The following is a 15,470-nucleotide window of genomic DNA, read 5'->3' on the forward strand; positions in this document are numbered from 1 at the left end:
CGGTGTGTTTGAGGCATGGCGTACAGCTCAAGTTCACTTTTGCACCTATAAAGCCTGGAATTTGTCTTTTCAGAAAGGCGGCGCCAGCGCTATGACCGTTCATCTGTGCTAGCATCCTCGGCCTGGCTATTTACAGGCGTGCCAAATTGCCGCCTTGCCATGTTCTTTTTAGCTCACTCCAGTCACTCTGGTTCGATTATCGGTTGGCCGAAAGGCTCCTGCCGCTGTAAGGCAGGCGTTCATCATTGAACGGCCTGGTGTTGGATCTTGTACTGGCTCATCCCAACCCACGTGACCTTTGGTAGGGGTCACCACTAGGAGAGGAGGCGCCATGCCAACTATTACTCTTCCCGACGGCAGTCAACGTTCATTCGATCATTCGGTATCTGTAGCCGAAGTCGCCGCTTCCATCGGTGCAGGCCTTGCCAAGGCCACCGTTGCCGGCAAAGTCGACGGCAAACTGGTTGACGCCAGCGACCTGATCACCAGCGACGCCAGCCTGCAAATCATCACGCCCAAGGATCAAGAGGGGCTGGAGATCATTCGCCACTCTTGCGCGCACCTGATTGGCCATGCGGTCAAACAGCTGTACCCCACCGCAAAAATGGTGATCGGTCCGGTCATCGATGAAGGCTTCTATTACGATATCGCCTACGAGCGTCCCTTTACTCCGGACGACCTGGCCGCTATCGAGGCGCGCATGCATGCGCTGATCGAAAAAGATTACGACGTAATCAAGAAGGTCACGCCGCGCGCCGAAGTGATCGACGTGTTCGCCGCGCGTGGTGAAGACTACAAGCTGCGTCTGGTGGAAGACATGCCGGACGAGCAGGCGATGGGCCTGTACTACCACGAAGAATACGTCGACATGTGCCGTGGCCCGCACGTGCCGAATACGCGCTTCCTCAAGTCGTTCAAGCTGACCAAGCTGTCCGGCGCCTACTGGCGCGGCGACGCGAAGAACGAGCAACTGCAGCGCATCTACGGCACTGCCTGGGCTGACAAAAAGCAGCTGGCGGCCTACATCCAGCGCATTGAAGAAGCCGAAAAACGTGACCATCGCAAGATCGGCAAGCGCTTGAACCTGTTCCACCTCCAGGAAGAAGCGCCAGGGATGGTGTTCTGGCACCCGAACGGCTGGACCCTGTACCAGGTGCTTGAGCAGTACATGCGCAAGGTTCAGCGCGAAAACGGCTACCTGGAGATCAAGACTCCGCAGGTCGTTGACCGCAGCCTGTGGGAAAAGTCCGGGCACTGGGCCAACTACGCCGACAACATGTTCACCACTCAGTCGGAAAACCGCGACTACGCCATCAAGCCGATGAACTGCCCATGCCACGTGCAGGTGTTCAACCAGGGCTTGAAGAGCTACCGCGAGTTGCCGATGCGTCTGGCCGAGTTTGGTGCCTGCCACCGTAACGAGCCGTCGGGTGCGTTGCACGGCATTATGCGCGTGCGCGGTTTCACTCAGGACGACGCCCACATCTTCTGCACCGAAGAGCAGATGCAGGCTGAATCCGCCGCGTTCATCAAGCTGACCATGGACGTTTATCGCGATTTCGGCTTCACCGAAGTCGAAATGAAGTTGTCCACTCGTCCGGAAAAACGCGTCGGCTCCGACGAGCTGTGGGATCGCGCCGAAGCTGCACTGGCCGCCGCCCTAGACAGCGCGGGCCTTGCGTACGATCTGCAGCCGGGTGAGGGCGCCTTCTACGGTCCGAAAATCGAGTTCTCGCTGAAAGATTGTCTTGGTCGTGTCTGGCAATGTGGTACTTTGCAGCTCGATTTTAACCTGCCGATCCGTTTGGGAGCCGAATACGTCTCCGAAGACAACAGCCGCAAACACCCGGTTATGTTGCACCGAGCGATCCTTGGCTCGTTCGAACGGTTTGTCGGAATCCTGATCGAGCACTACGAGGGTGCGTTCCCTGCGTGGCTGGCTCCGACTCAGGCAGTGATCATGAATATCACTGATAAACAGGCAGATTTTGCAGCTGAAGTTGAAAAAACTCTCAACGAAAGCGGATTTCGTGCCAAGTCCGACTTGAGAAATGAAAAGATCGGCTTTAAAATCCGCGAGCATACTTTGCTCAAGGTTCCCTATCTTTTGGTTATCGGAGATCGGGAAGTCGAGATGCAGACTGTCGCTGTGCGTACTCGTGAAGGTGCTGACCTGGGCTCGATGCCCGTCGCCCAGTTCGCTGAGTTCCTCGCGCAAGCGGTTTCCCGGCGTGGTCGCCCAGATTCGGAGTAATTATTATTAAGCGTGAAATGAGACAAGATAAACGAGCTGCACCGAAAGCCCCGATCAACGAGAATATCTCGGCACGCGAGGTTCGGTTAATTGGCGCTGACGGCGAGCAGATTGGCATCGTCTCGATTGATGAAGCGCTTCGTATTGCTGAAGAGTCCAAATTGGACCTGGTGGAAATCTCCGCCGATGCAATCCCACCCGTTTGCCGGGTGATGGACTACGGCAAGTCGATCTTCGAGAAGAAGAAGCAGGTTGCCGCAGCGAAGAAGAACCAGAAGCAGATTCAAGTAAAAGAAATCAAGTTTCGTCCAGGGACGGAGGAAGGGGATTACCAGGTAAAACTGCGCAACCTGGTACGTTTCCTGAGTGATGGGGACAGGGCCAAGGTATCCTTGCGATTCCGCGGCCGTGAGATGGCCCACCAGGAGCTGGGGATGGAACTCCTCAAGCGGGTTGAAGCTGACCTGCTGGAGTACGGTTCCGTCGAGCAGCATCCTAAGATGGAAGGACGCCAGCTGATTATGGTCATCGCCCCGAAAAAGAAGAAGTAATCAACAGGGCACGGCAGGCCTTCTGATTATGTTTATCAACTGAATGCGGAGTATCCGAACATGCCAAAGATGAAGACTAAAAGTGGTGCTGCTAAGCGGTTTCTGAAAACTGCTAACGGTATCAAGCACAAGCACGCTTTCAAGAGCCACATCCTGACCAAAATGTCGACCAAGCGTAAGCGTCAACTGCGCGGTAGCAGCTTGCTGCATCCGTCTGACGTGGCAAAAGTCGAGCGCATGCTGCGCCTTCGTTAATTTTTGGATCAAGACTAGAGGAAGTAACTCATGGCTCGTGTAAAGCGTGGCGTCATTGCCCGTAAACGTCACAAAAAAATTCTGAAACTCGCTAAAGGCTACTACGGCGCACGCTCGCGCGTATTCCGTGTTGCCAAGCAAGCGGTAATCAAGGCAGGCCAATACGCCTACCGTGACCGTCGTCAGAAAAAACGTCAGTTCCGCGCTCTGTGGATCGCTCGTATCAATGCTGGTGCTCGTGTTAACGGTCTGTCCTACAGCCGTTTCATCGCTGGCCTGAAAAAAGCGTCCATCGAAATCGACCGTAAGGTTCTGGCTGAACTGGCCGTGAACGATAAAGCGGTGTTTGCTGCGATTGTCGAGAAAGCTAAAGCCACCTTGGCTTAAGTACCCCCGACAGTCACCGTGGGCTACTCCTGTAGCCCACGGTGGTAAACGTCATAAATAGGGGAAGAGCCTTCAAGCTCTTCCCCTATTTTGTATCTGGAGTCTGTACATGGAAAACCTGGACGCGCTCGTCGCTCAAGCCCTTGAGGCTGTGCAAAGCGCTGAAGATGTAAATGCCCTGGAGCAAATCCGGGTTCACTACCTTGGCAAGAAAGGTGAATTGACTCAGGTGATGAAGACCCTGGGGAATTTGCCGGCTGAAGAGCGTCCGCAAGTCGGTGCGCTGATCAACGTTGCCAAGGAGCGTGTCACAGAGGTTCTCAATGCGCGCAAGGCGTCGCTCGAGGAGGCCGACCTTGCGGCCAAACTCGCCGCCGAGTCCATTGACGTGACCCTGCCTGGCCGTGGTCAGGCCTCGGGCGGTCTGCACCCGATCACCCGAACTCTGGAACGTATCGAGCAGTTCTTTACCCACATCGGCTACGGCATTGCCGAAGGCCCTGAGGTCGAAGACGACTATCACAACTTCGAGGCGCTCAACATCCCAGGCCATCACCCGGCCCGGTCGATGCACGACACCTTCTATTTCAACGCAAACATGCTGTTGCGCACCCATACCTCGCCGGTCCAGGTCCGCACCATGGAAGCGAACAAGCCGCCGATCCGCATCGTCTGCCCAGGCCGTGTGTACCGTAGCGACTCGGATATCACCCACTCGCCGATGTTCCACCAGGTCGAAGGCCTGCTGGTTGATCGCGACATCAATTTTGCCGACCTCAAAGGCACCATCGAAGAATTCCTGCGGGTGTTCTTCGAGAAAGAGCTGGCGGTGCGTTTCCGTCCTTCGTTCTTCCCGTTCACCGAGCCGTCCGCTGAAGTCGATATGGAATGCGTGATGTGCAGCGGCAAAGGCTGCCGCGTCTGCAAGCAGACCGGCTGGCTGGAAGTGATGGGCTGCGGCATGGTTCACCCTAACGTGCTGCGCATGTCCGGGATCGACCCGGAAGAGTTCTCGGGCTTTGCCTTCGGCATGGGCGTTGAGCGTCTGGCCATGCTGCGTTACGGCGTGAACGACTTGCGTCTGTTCTTCGACAACGACTTGCGGTTCCTCGCGCAATTTCGCTAGTCGTAACGAATCTTTAGGAGAGCAGGATGAAATTCAGTGAACAATGGCTGCGTGGCTGGGTAAGCCCGCAGGTAGATCGCGACGAGCTGGTTGCTCGTCTGTCGATGGCCGGCCTTGAGGTCGACAGCGTAACGCCGGCCGCCGGTGTTTTCAGTGGCGTGGTCGTAGGCGAGGTGCTGAGCACCGAGCAGCACCCGGATGCCGACAAATTGCGCGTGTGTCAGGTCAGCAATGGCACCGAAACCTTCCAGGTCGTATGCGGAGCGCCAAACGTGCGCCTGGGCCTGAAGATTCCGTTTGCCATGATCGGCGCCGAACTGCCCGGCGACTTCAAGATCAAGAAAGCCAAGCTGCGTGGCGTTGAATCCAACGGCATGCTCTGCTCCCAGGCTGAACTGCAAGTGGGCGAGGGCAACGACGGCCTGATGGAACTGCCGGCCGACGCGCCAGTAGGCCAGGACATTCGTGTCTACCTGGAGCTCGAAGACGCCAGCATTGAGGTCGACCTGACCCCGAACCGCGGCGATTGCCTGTCCCTCGCTGGCCTGGCCCGCGAAGTAGGTGCGTTGTACAACGCACCGGTAACCCGTCCTGTGGTTGCCGCAGTAGCTGCCGTGCACGAGGAAGTACGCCCGATCGAAGTGCTGGCGCCAAACGCTTGCCCACGCTACCTCGGCCGTGTGATCCGCAACGTCGACCTGTCCAAGCCAACCCCGCTGTGGATGGTTGAGCGCTTGCGCCGCGCCGACGTACGCAGCATTGACGCTGCCGTCGACATCACCAACTACGTGATGTTGGAGCTGGGCCAACCGCTGCACGCGTTCGATCTCGCCGAAATCAATGGCGGCATCCGCGTACGCATGGCCGAAGAAGGCGAGAAGCTCGTCTTGCTCGACGGCCAGGAAGTCAGCCTGCGCGCTGATACCCTGGTCATCGCCGACCATTCCCGGGCCCTGGCGATTGCCGGCGTGATGGGTGGCGAGCACAGCGGTGTGTCCGCGACCACTCGCGATATTTTCCTCGAAAGCGCGTTCTTTGATCAGATCGCCATCGCCGGCAAGGCCCGTTCCTACGGCCTGCACACCGATGCCTCGCATCGCTACGAGCGTGGCGTGGACTGGAAGCTGGCCCGTGAAGCCATGGAGCGCGCCACTGGCCTGCTGCTGGAAATCACCGGCGGCGAAGCTGGCCCGATCACCGAAACCGTGAGTGAGCAGCACCTGCCGTCCGTTGCTCCGATCACCCTGCGCGCCAAGAGCGTCGAGCAAATGCTCGGCCTGGTGATTGAGCCGGCTCAAATCGAGCAGCTGCTGTCGGCTCTCGGCCTGAGCATTACCGCGGGCGGGGAAGGGCAGTGGCACGTTGAAGTGCCAAGCCATCGCTTCGATATCAGCCTGGAAGTTGACCTGATCGAAGAACTGGCCCGGCTGTATGGCTACAACCGCCTGCCGGTTCGCTACCCGCAAGCACGCCTGGCGCCGCAGCCTAAAGCTGAGGCCCGTGCGCACTTGCCGGAGTTGCGTCGCCTGCTGGTCGCCCGTGGCTACCAGGAAGCGGTGACCTACAGCTTCATCGACCCTAAACAGTTCGAGTTGTTCAACCCTGGCGTCGAGCCACTGCTGTTGGCCAACCCGATCTCGAACGACATGGCGGCCATGCGTTCGTCGTTGTGGCCGGGCTTGGTAAAGGCACTGTCCCACAACCTGAACCGTCAGCAAGACCGCGTGCGCATGTTCGAAAGCGGCCTGCGTTTTGTCGGCCAACTCGACGGCCTGAAACAAGAACCGATGCTGGCTGGCGTGGTGTGCGGCAGCCGCCTGCCTGAGGGCTGGGCCCAAGGCCGCGACGCCGTGGACTTCTTCGACGTCAAGGCTGACGTGGAAGCGGTATTGGGCTTTGCTGGCGCGCTCGACGATTTCACGTTCGTGCCGGGCAGCCACCCAGCGTTGCATCCGGGCCAGACTGCGCGTATCGAACGCGAAGGGCGCCTGGTGGGCTACGTAGGCGCCATCCACCCGGAGTTGTCGAAAACCCTCGGTCTGGACCGTCCGGTGTTCGTTTTTGAGCTAGTCTTGGCGGAAGTCGCGTCGGGCAAGATGCCTAAATTCAGCGAGTTGTCGCGCTTCCCTGAAGTGCGTCGTGACCTGGCCCTGATCGCCGATCGCGAAGTCGCCGCCACTGCCGTTCTGGATGTAATCCGTGAAAATGCAGGGGAATGGCTGACAGACCTCAGGCTATTTGACGTCTATCAGGGTAAAGGCATTGATCCGCATAGAAAAAGCCTTGCAGTTGGCTTGACCTGGCAGCATCCATCGCGCACTCTTAATGACGATGAGGTGAATACCACGACACAAAATATCCTCACCTCGCTCGAACAAAGGTTGAACGCCACGTTAAGGAAGTGACGTATGGGGGCTTTGACGAAAGCTGAGATGGCGGAACGTCTGTACGAAGAGCTGGGTCTGAACAAACGCGAAGCCAAGGAATTGGTCGAGCTGTTTTTTGAAGAAATCAGGCACGCTCTGGAAGACAACGAACAGGTCAAATTGTCCGGTTTCGGCAATTTTGACCTGCGGGACAAACGCCAGCGGCCTGGCCGCAATCCAAAAACGGGAGAAGAAATCCCGATCACGGCTCGCCGTGTGGTCACCTTTCGTCCAGGGCAGAAGTTGAAGGCCCGAGTTGAGGCTTATGCTGGAACCAAGTCATAACGACGAACTACCCGTCATCCCAGGCAAACGCTACTTCACCATTGGTGAAGTCAGCGAGCTTTGTGCGGTCAAGCCGCACGTACTGCGCTATTGGGAGCAGGAGTTTCCTCAACTCAACCCCGTCAAACGCACCGGGAACCGTCGGTATTATCAGCGCCAGGATGTGCTGATGATCCGACAGATCCGTGCGTTGCTGTACGACCAGGGGTTCACCATCAGTGGCGCGCGCCAGCGCATGTCCGGTGATGAAGCCAAAGACGACACCACCCAATACAAGCAACTGATCCGCCAGATGATCTCCGAACTCGAAGATGTGCTGGTGGTTTTGAAGAAATAACGTCGGCTTTTAAAATACTTCCACATTTCAAAAGCTTGCGGTATATTCCGGATCGCTTCGTAGCGAAGCGAACCCAGTAACACGCCTAGTCGGGGCGTAGCGCAGTCCGGTAGCGCACTAGCATGGGGTGCTAGGGGTCGAGTGTTCGAATCACTCCGTCCCGACCATATTCTTGATCAAGCCCAACCTGAAAAGGTTGGGCTTTTTCATGCGCGCCAGTTGTGAATGGCTGCCTGTCGGCATGCGTCAGGCGCCGGTGGCGCGCTGCTTGAGGTAATCCACAAACGGGTCGATATCCGTGCTGCAGAGCAAATGAGCGATCGCGCGCACCTCGGTTTCCGGCCATTCCCACCAGGCGGACTGTTCGAGGATCTGGCGGGTGGGCTCATCGAAGCGCCAGCGGATATGTTTGGCGGGGTTGCCGCCCACGATGGCGTAAGGGGCAACGTCCTTGGTCACAATCGAGCCCGCCGCGACGACCGCGCCATTGCCGATGGTGACGCCGGACAGAATCTTCGCGTGCGAGCTGATCCAGCAATCATTGCCAATGATCACGTCACCCTTGCTGCCACCAAAATCAGTGATGTGCGCGAGGCTTTTAACCTTGGCCGGGAAGGGATAGCAGCTGAGCCAATCAGTGCGATGGTGGCCGCCGAGATACACTTCGACGTTGCCGGCAATGGACGTGTAAGCGCCTACGCGCAAGGTCGTACCTTCATGCCAGTCGTGAACCTTCAGGTCTCCGTAGGTGCCGATGCCAAAGCTGTAGTCGGGGTAACGGTTGCGCAGTTTTTGCGTCGAACGCTCCAGGGGGGAGAGCGCGCGTAATGCCTTGCGCGCTTGGTGTTCGCGCCATTTACGCAATAGTTTCATGCGTCGAGCCTTCTTGCAGAGGTTGAAATCAGGCCGCCATCCTGAGCAATGGGTGGCTTCTATGCAAGACGAAAATACCCAGGGTATTTGCCGGGATAACCCTGACACGTAAGCGTTTAACCGCCAGGCACCGCCAACAGCGACAGTCCCATCACTGCGCCACCGGCGACGTGAATGTCGTGCTGACACTGAATGTCGCCAGCCTGCAGAAATAACAGGCGCTGGCCCGCCGGGTCTTCGCCGCGCACCCCAACCTGAAGTGGTTCAAGGCTCTGATGACGCTGGACCGGGTCAAGCTGGGGCCGGAAGTTCCGGTCAGTTGAGCGCTTTATTGCCTGAAAAAATAGCCGAAGCCTGTCCCTTTTTTTCACCTCGCCTGTCACTCATGGCAAGTGAATCAAATCGAGAGCTTCCGCCAATGCCCGCCGTCCCACCTTTGCGCCTGCGCCCGTTATTGAACTTGAGCTTGATGCTGAGCCTCAGTGCCAGCCCATTATTCGTCCCGATCAGCTACGCCGAAGACAGCAGTGCTCGGCGCAGCTACCAGGTGCCGGCCGGCAGCCTGAGCGCGGCGTTGACCCGTTTTGCCGGGCTGTCGGGGGTCAATCTGTCGGTAGATCCTGCGTTGGTCAGCGGTCGCAGCAGCAGCGGCCTGGCCGGCGAATATGGCGTGGAGGAGGGCTTTGCTTACTTGTTGCAAGGCTCCGGCCTGCAGTTGCAACCGATGGGTGAGCAGGCATACAGGCTGGTGCCGGCGCCCGACGGCAGCAGCCTGCAATTGGCGCCGACTTCAATCATCGGCAGCACCGGGCAGGAGGGCGGCGATACCTACGCCGGCGGCCAAGTGGCGCGTCGTGGCTCGCAGGGCTTGCTCGGTTCGCGGGACTTCATGGAAACGCCGTTCAGCATGACCACCTACACCGAGGAAGCGGTGAAGAACCAGCAGGCCCGCACCCTCGGCGACCTGATCGCCAGCGACCCTTCAGTGCGCGCCACCAACCCGGCCGGTGGACGCTATGAGCAGTTCACCATTCGCGGATTCAGTCTGTTCAACAGTGATGTGGCCTACAACGGCCTGTACGGCGTGTTGCCGACGTACACCATCGACATGGAAATGGCCGAGCGCGTCGATATCCTCAAGGGCCCGAGCCAGTTGATCAACGGCATCTCACCGCGCGGCAGCGTCGGCGGCGGAATCAACGTGGTGCCCAAGCGTGCCACCGACAAGGACATCAATTCGTTTACCGGCACCTGGGCCTCCGACAGCCAGGCTGGCGGCGCGGTGGACATAGGCCGGCGCTTTGGTGAGGACAACAAATTCGGCATCCGTTTCAACGGCGTGAAGCAGTCCGGCGACACCGAATGGGATCACCAGAGCGTCGACCGTGAGATGGCCGTTCTGGGCCTGGATTTTCGTGGCGAACGCCTGCGCCTTTCTACCGACATCGGTCACACCGAGCGTGACACCGATGCCCCTCAGGAGCGTGTGCAGATCGGCCCCAATGCCCGCGTGCCGAGTGCCAGCGATGTGCGCCGCAACTACGCGCAACCCTGGAGCAAGGCCAGCACCGATGACACGTTCGGTACCGTCAACGGCGAGTTCGACCTCACTGATAGCGTGATGCTCTACGGCGGTGTCGGCGCGCGTAAAAGTAATCACGATTTCCTGCGCCACGCCGTGTCCGTCACCAACAATGCCGGGGATTTCAGCGTGCAGCCGCGTGATTTTACCCGCGACGAAAACGTGCGCACCGCCACGGCGGGCATGCGCGGCTGGTTCCACACCGGCCCCGTCAGCCATGAGCTCAACCTGGCTGCCAGCTACTTCTATATGGACTTTGAAAACGGCGGGGCGCGCTACGCGGCGGCGCCAAGTAACCTCTATGATCCGGTGCAAACCCCGACCCCCTCGCGGCCGACGCGCTTTGATTCCAAGGTCTACACAGAGAATAAGTTCAGCGGTGTCGCGCTGTCCGACACCCTGGGTTTCTTCGACGACCGATTGCTGCTGACCCTTGGCGCGCGCTGGCAGCGGGTGAAGGTGGATGACTGGACCGACAACGTCAAAGGTGACACCGCCTATGACGAGGAAAAAATCTCGCCGTCGGGTGGCATCCTCTTCAAGGCCACCGACACGTTGTCGCTGTATGCCAACTACATGGAAGGCCTGAGCCAAGGCAAAATCGCACCTTCTACCTCGATCAACGAAGACGAAATCTTCCCGCCGTTCATCAGCCGGCAGGTCGAAGTCGGTGCCAAATACGACGCGGGCGCCTTTGCTGTTACCGCCGCCGTGTTCCGCATCAAACAGCCAGCCTATGAAACCAACGCGACCACGCGGGTGTTCGGCCCCAACGGCAAACGCCAGAACGACGGGGTGGAGCTGAGTGTGTTTGGCGAGCCGCTCAAGGGCTTTCGCCTGCTCGGTGGCGTGATGTACATCGACAGCGAGCTGACCCATACCACCAATGGCACTTACGACGGCAACCGCGCACCGGCCACGCCCAAGTACAACGTGAACCTGGGGGCGGAATGGGATGTGCCGACGCTCGAGGGTTTGACCCTGACCAGCCGGGGCATTTACTCCAGCTCGCAGTACCTGGATCAGTCCAATGTGAAAGAAATTGACGCCTGGAACCGTATCGACGTCGGTGCGCGTTATGCCTTCAAGGTGGATGACAAACACATCACTTTGCGCGCCAATATCGAGAACGTCGCCGATAAACGCTACTGGAGCTCGGCCGGGGCCTCGGATGACAGCGAACCGGGATTGACCCTGTCGACGCCGCGCACGTACTTGCTCTCGGCCACCGTCGACTTCTAACTGCGCAATTTGAGGGCGAACGGGCTTGATGTGGCGAGCGGGCTTGCCCCGCGTTGGGCTGCGAAGCGGCCCCAAAACCTGACAATGCGTTCTGACTGAAAAAACTGCGGTGACTGTATAGGGGCTGCTGCGCAGCCCAACGCGGGGCAAGCCCGCTCGCCACAGCCGCCCAACTGCCCACAGGATGTGTACAGCGCCTGTAAATGAAAAAGCGTTAATAAGAATGTTTTTTGATTGCATCGCCCTGATATGGAATAGTACCCGCCGTTTTCCCCAGCCTGTCCAGCCGGGGTGTTCCAACGCCGAGGTCCCTGTCATGCGAATGTTGCGCTCCATCCCGACCCTTGCCGCCTGCCTCCTGGCGTTCTCATCCAGTGTGTTAAGCGCCGCGCCCATCGACCTCAATGATGGCCAGCACGCAGTGCACTTGCCGGATGCGCCCAAGCGCGTGGTGGTGCTGGAGTTTTCCTTTCTCGACAGCCTCGCCGCCGTTGACGTTACGCCCGTAGGCGCTGCCGATGATGGCGACGCCAACCGAGTGTTGCCGCGCGTGCGCCAGGCCATCGGCCAATGGACATCCGTGGGCCTGCGCTCGCAGCCGAGCATCGAGGAAATCGCCCGGCTCAAGCCGGACCTGATCGTCGCCGATCTCAATCGTCACCAGGCGCTGTACAGCGACCTGTCGAGCATCGCGCCAACCTTGCTGTTGCCTTCGCGCGGTGAGGATTACGAAGGCAGCCTCAAATCCGCCGAGCTGATCGGCAAGGCCCTGGGCAAAAGCCCGCAGATGGAGGCGCGTATCGCGCAGAACCGCGAGCATTTGCAAGCGATTGCCAAGCAGATACCCGCCGGTGCCAGCGTGCTGTTTGGCGTCGCCCGGGAAGACAGCTTTTCCGTGCACGGCCCGGACTCCTACGCCGGCAGCGTACTGCAGGCCATCGGCCTGAAAGTCCCGTCGGTGCGCGCCGAAGCCGCCCCCACCGAGTTTGTCAGCCTGGAGCAATTGCTCGCGCTGGACCCGGGCTGGTTGCTGGTCGGCCACTACCGCCGCCCAAGCATCGTCGACACCTGGAGCAAGCAGCCGCTGTGGCAAGTGCTCGGTGCGGTGCGTAACCACCATGTGGCCGAAGTCGACGGCGACAGCTGGGCGCGCAATCGCGGTGTGTTGGCCTCGGAGCAAATCGCCGAAGACGCCCTGGCAATTCTCAAAGGCGGCAAAGCCGTACTGAGCCAATAAGCATGGGCCGAAGTCTCGCGGCAGCGAGTATCGTGCTGCTGGGCGCTTTAGTGTTCTGGCTCTCTTTGTACAGCTGGTCACCGTTCACCATCACGGCGGCGGATGCCTGGAATGGCTTGGTTCATCAGGGCAGCGTGGGCGGCAATATGGCCTATATCGTCGCCCAGTTGCGGGTGCCGCGAGCGGTATGCGCGGCATTGGTCGGGGCCTGCCTGGGCCTGGCCGGTGCGCTGATGCAGGGGATTACCCGCAACCGTCTGGCATCGCCGTCGCTGTTTGGCGTAACGGCGGGTGCGGCGCTCGGGTTGGCATTGTTCTCGACCGGCTTGGTCGCGCCACCCTTTGCCGGCGGCGCATTGTTGATGACCTGCGTGGGCGGCGCATTGGCCTGGGTCACCGTATTCAGTCTGGGCGGTGCGTGGTCGCCAACCACTGCTCAAGGTCGGCTGGTATTGGCCGGCGTGGCCGTGGCGGCGCTGTGCGCAGCATTGACCCGGCTCACGGTGATTCTGGTCGAGGCTCAGGCACAGAGCGTGCTGAACTGGCTGGCCGGTTCCCTGGCCAACGTCGGCGCGGCACAGGTGCAATTACTCTGGCCTTGCACTTTGATCGGCGGCCTGTGGGCGCTGTGGTGCGCGCCGCGCCTGAACCTGATCAACCTGGGCGAAGACGCTGCACGCTCGCTGGGCGTGGGCATCGCCAGCCTGCGTCTGCAGGTATTTTTCGCCAGCCTGTTGCTGGTGGGGGCCAGCGTCTGCGCCGTCGGCCCCATCGGTTTTGTCGGGCTGATCGCGCCGAATATCATTCGGCAATTTCTCGGCAATGACTACCGCTGGCTGATCCCGCTGAGTGCGGCCCTGGGCGCGGTGATCGTACTCGGCGCCGACCTGCTCAGCCGCGCCGTGGCCTTTCCGGTGGAGACCCCGGCGGGTGTGGTGACCGCGCTGATCGGTGCGCCGTTCTTCCTCTTTCTTGCCAGGCGCGCGCTATGAGCCAACCCCGATTGCGCCTATGGCTGCTGCTCGGCATGTTGCTGGTGGCGACCGGTGTCAGCCTCAGTGCCGGCACGGTGTGGCTCACGCCGGAAACGGTGCTGGACCGCCTGTTGGCCCACAACGCCCTCGACTTCGAAGTGTGGAACCATCGCCTGCCACGCAGCCTGATCGCCATCCTCGCCGGCTGCGCGTTCGGCCTGGCCGGGGCGATCGTCCAGGGTGTGATTCGCAACCCGCTGGCCTCGCCGGAAATCCTCGGCGTCACTCAGGGCGCCGGGCTGGCACTCACGGTGGCGATCATCGGCTGGCCGCACATGCCGATTGCCTGGCTGCCTCTGGTGGCCTGCCTCGGCGGTGCCGGCGGCGCCTTGCTGCTCGCGCTGTACAACACCGGCGTGAGTTTTTCCGGGGTGCGTTTCGCGCTGTCGGGCGTGGCGATTGCGGTCACGTTGTCCAGCGTGACCGAGTTTCTGATCCTCTCCCATCCGCTGGATATCAACACCGCCTTGCTCGCATTGACCGGCAGTTTGTGGAGCCGCAACTGGCACCACGTGGCGCTGGTGCTGCCGTTTCTGCTGCTGATTCCGTTGGGCCTGTGCCTGGCCAAACCGCTGAACCTGATCGCCCTGGGTGACGAAGCCGCCCACAGCCTGGGCACCGCACTGACCCGCACGCGTTGGTTGGCGATGGCGTGCGCGGTGGTCCTGACCAGCCTGGGCGTGGGGGTGATCGGGCCAATTGGGTTTATCGGCCTGGTCGCGCCGCACATGGCGCGGCGGCTGGTCGGCGGGCATCACCTGTATGTGCTGCCGGCGGCGATGCTGATCGGCGCGCTGTTGCTGGTGCTGGCCGACACCCTCGGGCGCACACTGATCGCGCCCAGCGAAATCCCCGCAGGGGTTCTGACGGCGGTGATCGGCGCGCCGTACTTTCTTTGGTTGCTGGCACGGTTCAAGGGCTGATGACATGAGCATTTTAAAAGCACATCAACTCGACATCGGCTACGGCGCCACGCGCATCGTGCAGGGGTTGTCGTTCGCGCCGCCACCGGGGTGTGTCACTGCGTTGATCGGGCCCAATGGCTGCGGCAAGTCCACCTTGCTCAAGGCCTTCGCGCGCATCCTCAAGCCAACCCAGGGCGAGTTGACGTTGGGGGATCACGCCTACGCCAGCCTGTCCGCCCGCCAACTGGCACAACAGATCGCATTTTTGCCCCAGGTGCTGCCGGTGCCGGAGGGCGTCAGCGTGCGCCAACTGATCGCTTACGGCCGCAGCCCGCACAACTCGCTGTGGGGGCGCCTGAGCGGCAACGACCAGGCCCACGTGACACAAGCCATGCAGCACCTGGAACTCGACGCCCTGGCCGACCGCGCCCTGGCGGACTTGTCCGGAGGCCAGCGCCAACGCGCGTGGCTGGCCATGGTGCTGGCGCAGAACGCACCGGTGGTGCTGCTCGACGAACCCACCACCTACCTCGACATCAGTCACCAGGTCGAACTGCTCGACCTGATGGGCGAACTGGCCGCCGAAGGCAAGACCGTGATCACCGTGCTCCACGACATCAACCAGGCCTGCCGCTATGCCGACCACCTGGCGGTGATGCACGGCGGCAAACTGGTCGCGCACGGCGCGCCCGCCCAAGTCATCAGCGCCGAACTGATGCGTCAAGTATTCGATGTGCAGGTGCAGATCATGCGCGAGCCGGTGGCCGGCACACCGATGTGCCTCGTGGAAAAAAGCACCCGAAATCAAGCCTGACGTCATTCAAAGTGTGAGAGTTGGCGTGCCTGCGAAAGCGGTGGGTCAGTGCTAAGTAGGTTGGCTGATCCACCGCTATCGCACACACGCCATCTCCCACAGGTTGACCGTGTTTAGCCTGCTACTGACCGCCTTGCCCGGATGACTTGATGTGAAATGCAG

At 60.2% G+C, this 15,470-nt stretch carries 14 protein-coding genes and 1 tRNA gene; 14 read left to right on the top strand and 1 reads right to left on the bottom strand.

Going from position 1 to position 15,470, the window contains the following annotated elements; genetic code table 11:
* Positions 1-331: 331 nt before the first annotated feature.
* The 9 genes from thrS to AACU78_RS11030 all read left to right on the top strand — a co-directional run bounded on the left by thrS (position 332) and on the right by AACU78_RS11030 (position 7,788).
* The gene (gene thrS / locus AACU78_RS10990; protein ID WP_106580538.1) at positions 332-2,254 is read left to right on the top strand and encodes a threonine--tRNA ligase; all 1,923 of its coding nucleotides are present in this window, start codon (positions 332-334) and stop codon (positions 2,252-2,254) included.
* Positions 2,254-2,805 (top strand): translation initiation factor IF-3, encoded by a 552-nt coding sequence (gene infC / locus AACU78_RS10995; RefSeq protein ID WP_015884933.1) that lies wholly within the window; start codon positions 2,254-2,256, stop codon positions 2,803-2,805. The genes thrS and infC overlap by 1 nt, the downstream gene beginning before the upstream one ends.
* Positions 2,806-2,865: 60 nt before the next feature.
* A complete protein-coding gene (gene rpmI / locus AACU78_RS11000) occupies positions 2,866-3,060 on the top strand; it encodes a 50S ribosomal protein L35 (RefSeq protein ID WP_002553160.1) in 195 nt (64 codons plus the stop codon).
* A gap of 30 nt (positions 3,061-3,090) precedes the next feature.
* Positions 3,091-3,447: a 50S ribosomal protein L20 gene (gene rplT, locus AACU78_RS11005; RefSeq protein ID WP_053257052.1), complete on the top strand. Its 357-nt coding sequence runs from the start codon at positions 3,091-3,093 to the stop codon at positions 3,445-3,447.
* 109 nt (positions 3,448-3,556) lie between these two features.
* The gene (gene pheS, locus AACU78_RS11010; RefSeq protein ID WP_003192486.1) at positions 3,557-4,573 is read left to right on the top strand and encodes a phenylalanine--tRNA ligase subunit alpha; all 1,017 of its coding nucleotides are present in this window, start codon (positions 3,557-3,559) and stop codon (positions 4,571-4,573) included.
* Between the two features lie 26 nt (positions 4,574-4,599).
* On the top strand, positions 4,600-6,978 hold the full coding sequence (gene pheT, locus AACU78_RS11015) for a phenylalanine--tRNA ligase subunit beta (protein WP_106580539.1): 2,379 nt from the start codon (positions 4,600-4,602) through the stop codon (positions 6,976-6,978).
* A gap of 3 nt (positions 6,979-6,981) precedes the next feature.
* Positions 6,982-7,284, top strand: coding sequence for an integration host factor subunit alpha (gene ihfA / locus AACU78_RS11020; RefSeq protein ID WP_002553164.1), 303 nt, complete (start codon positions 6,982-6,984; stop codon positions 7,282-7,284).
* Positions 7,265-7,621: a MerR family transcriptional regulator gene (locus AACU78_RS11025; protein ID WP_003174972.1), complete on the top strand. Its 357-nt coding sequence runs from the start codon at positions 7,265-7,267 to the stop codon at positions 7,619-7,621. The genes ihfA and AACU78_RS11025 overlap by 20 nt, the downstream gene beginning before the upstream one ends.
* A 90-nt stretch (positions 7,622-7,711) precedes the next feature.
* A tRNA-Pro gene (locus tag AACU78_RS11030) sits at positions 7,712-7,788 on the top strand.
* 79 nt (positions 7,789-7,867) lie between these two features.
* Here AACU78_RS11030 and AACU78_RS11035 read toward each other — a convergent pair.
* Positions 7,868-8,494: a CatB-related O-acetyltransferase gene (locus AACU78_RS11035; protein ID WP_106580540.1), complete on the bottom strand. Its 627-nt coding sequence runs from the start codon at positions 8,492-8,494 to the stop codon at positions 7,868-7,870.
* Between the two features lie 418 nt (positions 8,495-8,912).
* On the opposite strand from AACU78_RS11035, the gene AACU78_RS11040 reads away from it, so the two are divergent.
* The 5 genes from AACU78_RS11040 to fecE all read left to right on the top strand — a co-directional run bounded on the left by AACU78_RS11040 (position 8,913) and on the right by fecE (position 15,308).
* Positions 8,913-11,318 (top strand): TonB-dependent receptor, encoded by a 2,406-nt coding sequence (locus AACU78_RS11040; RefSeq protein ID WP_106580541.1) that lies wholly within the window; start codon positions 8,913-8,915, stop codon positions 11,316-11,318.
* A 322-nt stretch (positions 11,319-11,640) separates the two neighbouring features.
* Positions 11,641-12,555, top strand: a complete 915-nt coding sequence (locus AACU78_RS11045) for a Fe(3+) dicitrate ABC transporter substrate-binding protein FecB (protein WP_371924210.1) — start codon at positions 11,641-11,643, stop codon at positions 12,553-12,555.
* A gap of 2 nt (positions 12,556-12,557) precedes the next feature.
* Entirely contained in the window at positions 12,558-13,547 is a 990-nt protein-coding gene (gene fecC / locus AACU78_RS11050; protein WP_106580543.1) for an iron-dicitrate ABC transporter permease FecC, read from the top strand.
* Complete coding sequence (locus AACU78_RS11055) at positions 13,544-14,512, top strand: FecCD family ABC transporter permease (RefSeq protein WP_106580544.1); 969 nt, start codon at positions 13,544-13,546, stop codon at positions 14,510-14,512. The genes fecC and AACU78_RS11055 overlap by 4 nt, the downstream gene beginning before the upstream one ends.
* Positions 14,513-14,516: 4 nt before the next feature.
* The gene (fecE, locus tag AACU78_RS11060; protein ID WP_106580545.1) at positions 14,517-15,308 is read left to right on the top strand and encodes a Fe(3+) dicitrate ABC transporter ATP-binding protein FecE; all 792 of its coding nucleotides are present in this window, start codon (positions 14,517-14,519) and stop codon (positions 15,306-15,308) included.
* Positions 15,309-15,470: the final 162 nt, after the last annotated feature.

Origin of the sequence: Pseudomonas sp. R9.37 (genome assembly GCF_963878885.1) — a bacterium.
Classification (GTDB): domain Bacteria; phylum Pseudomonadota; class Gammaproteobacteria; order Pseudomonadales; family Pseudomonadaceae; genus Aquipseudomonas.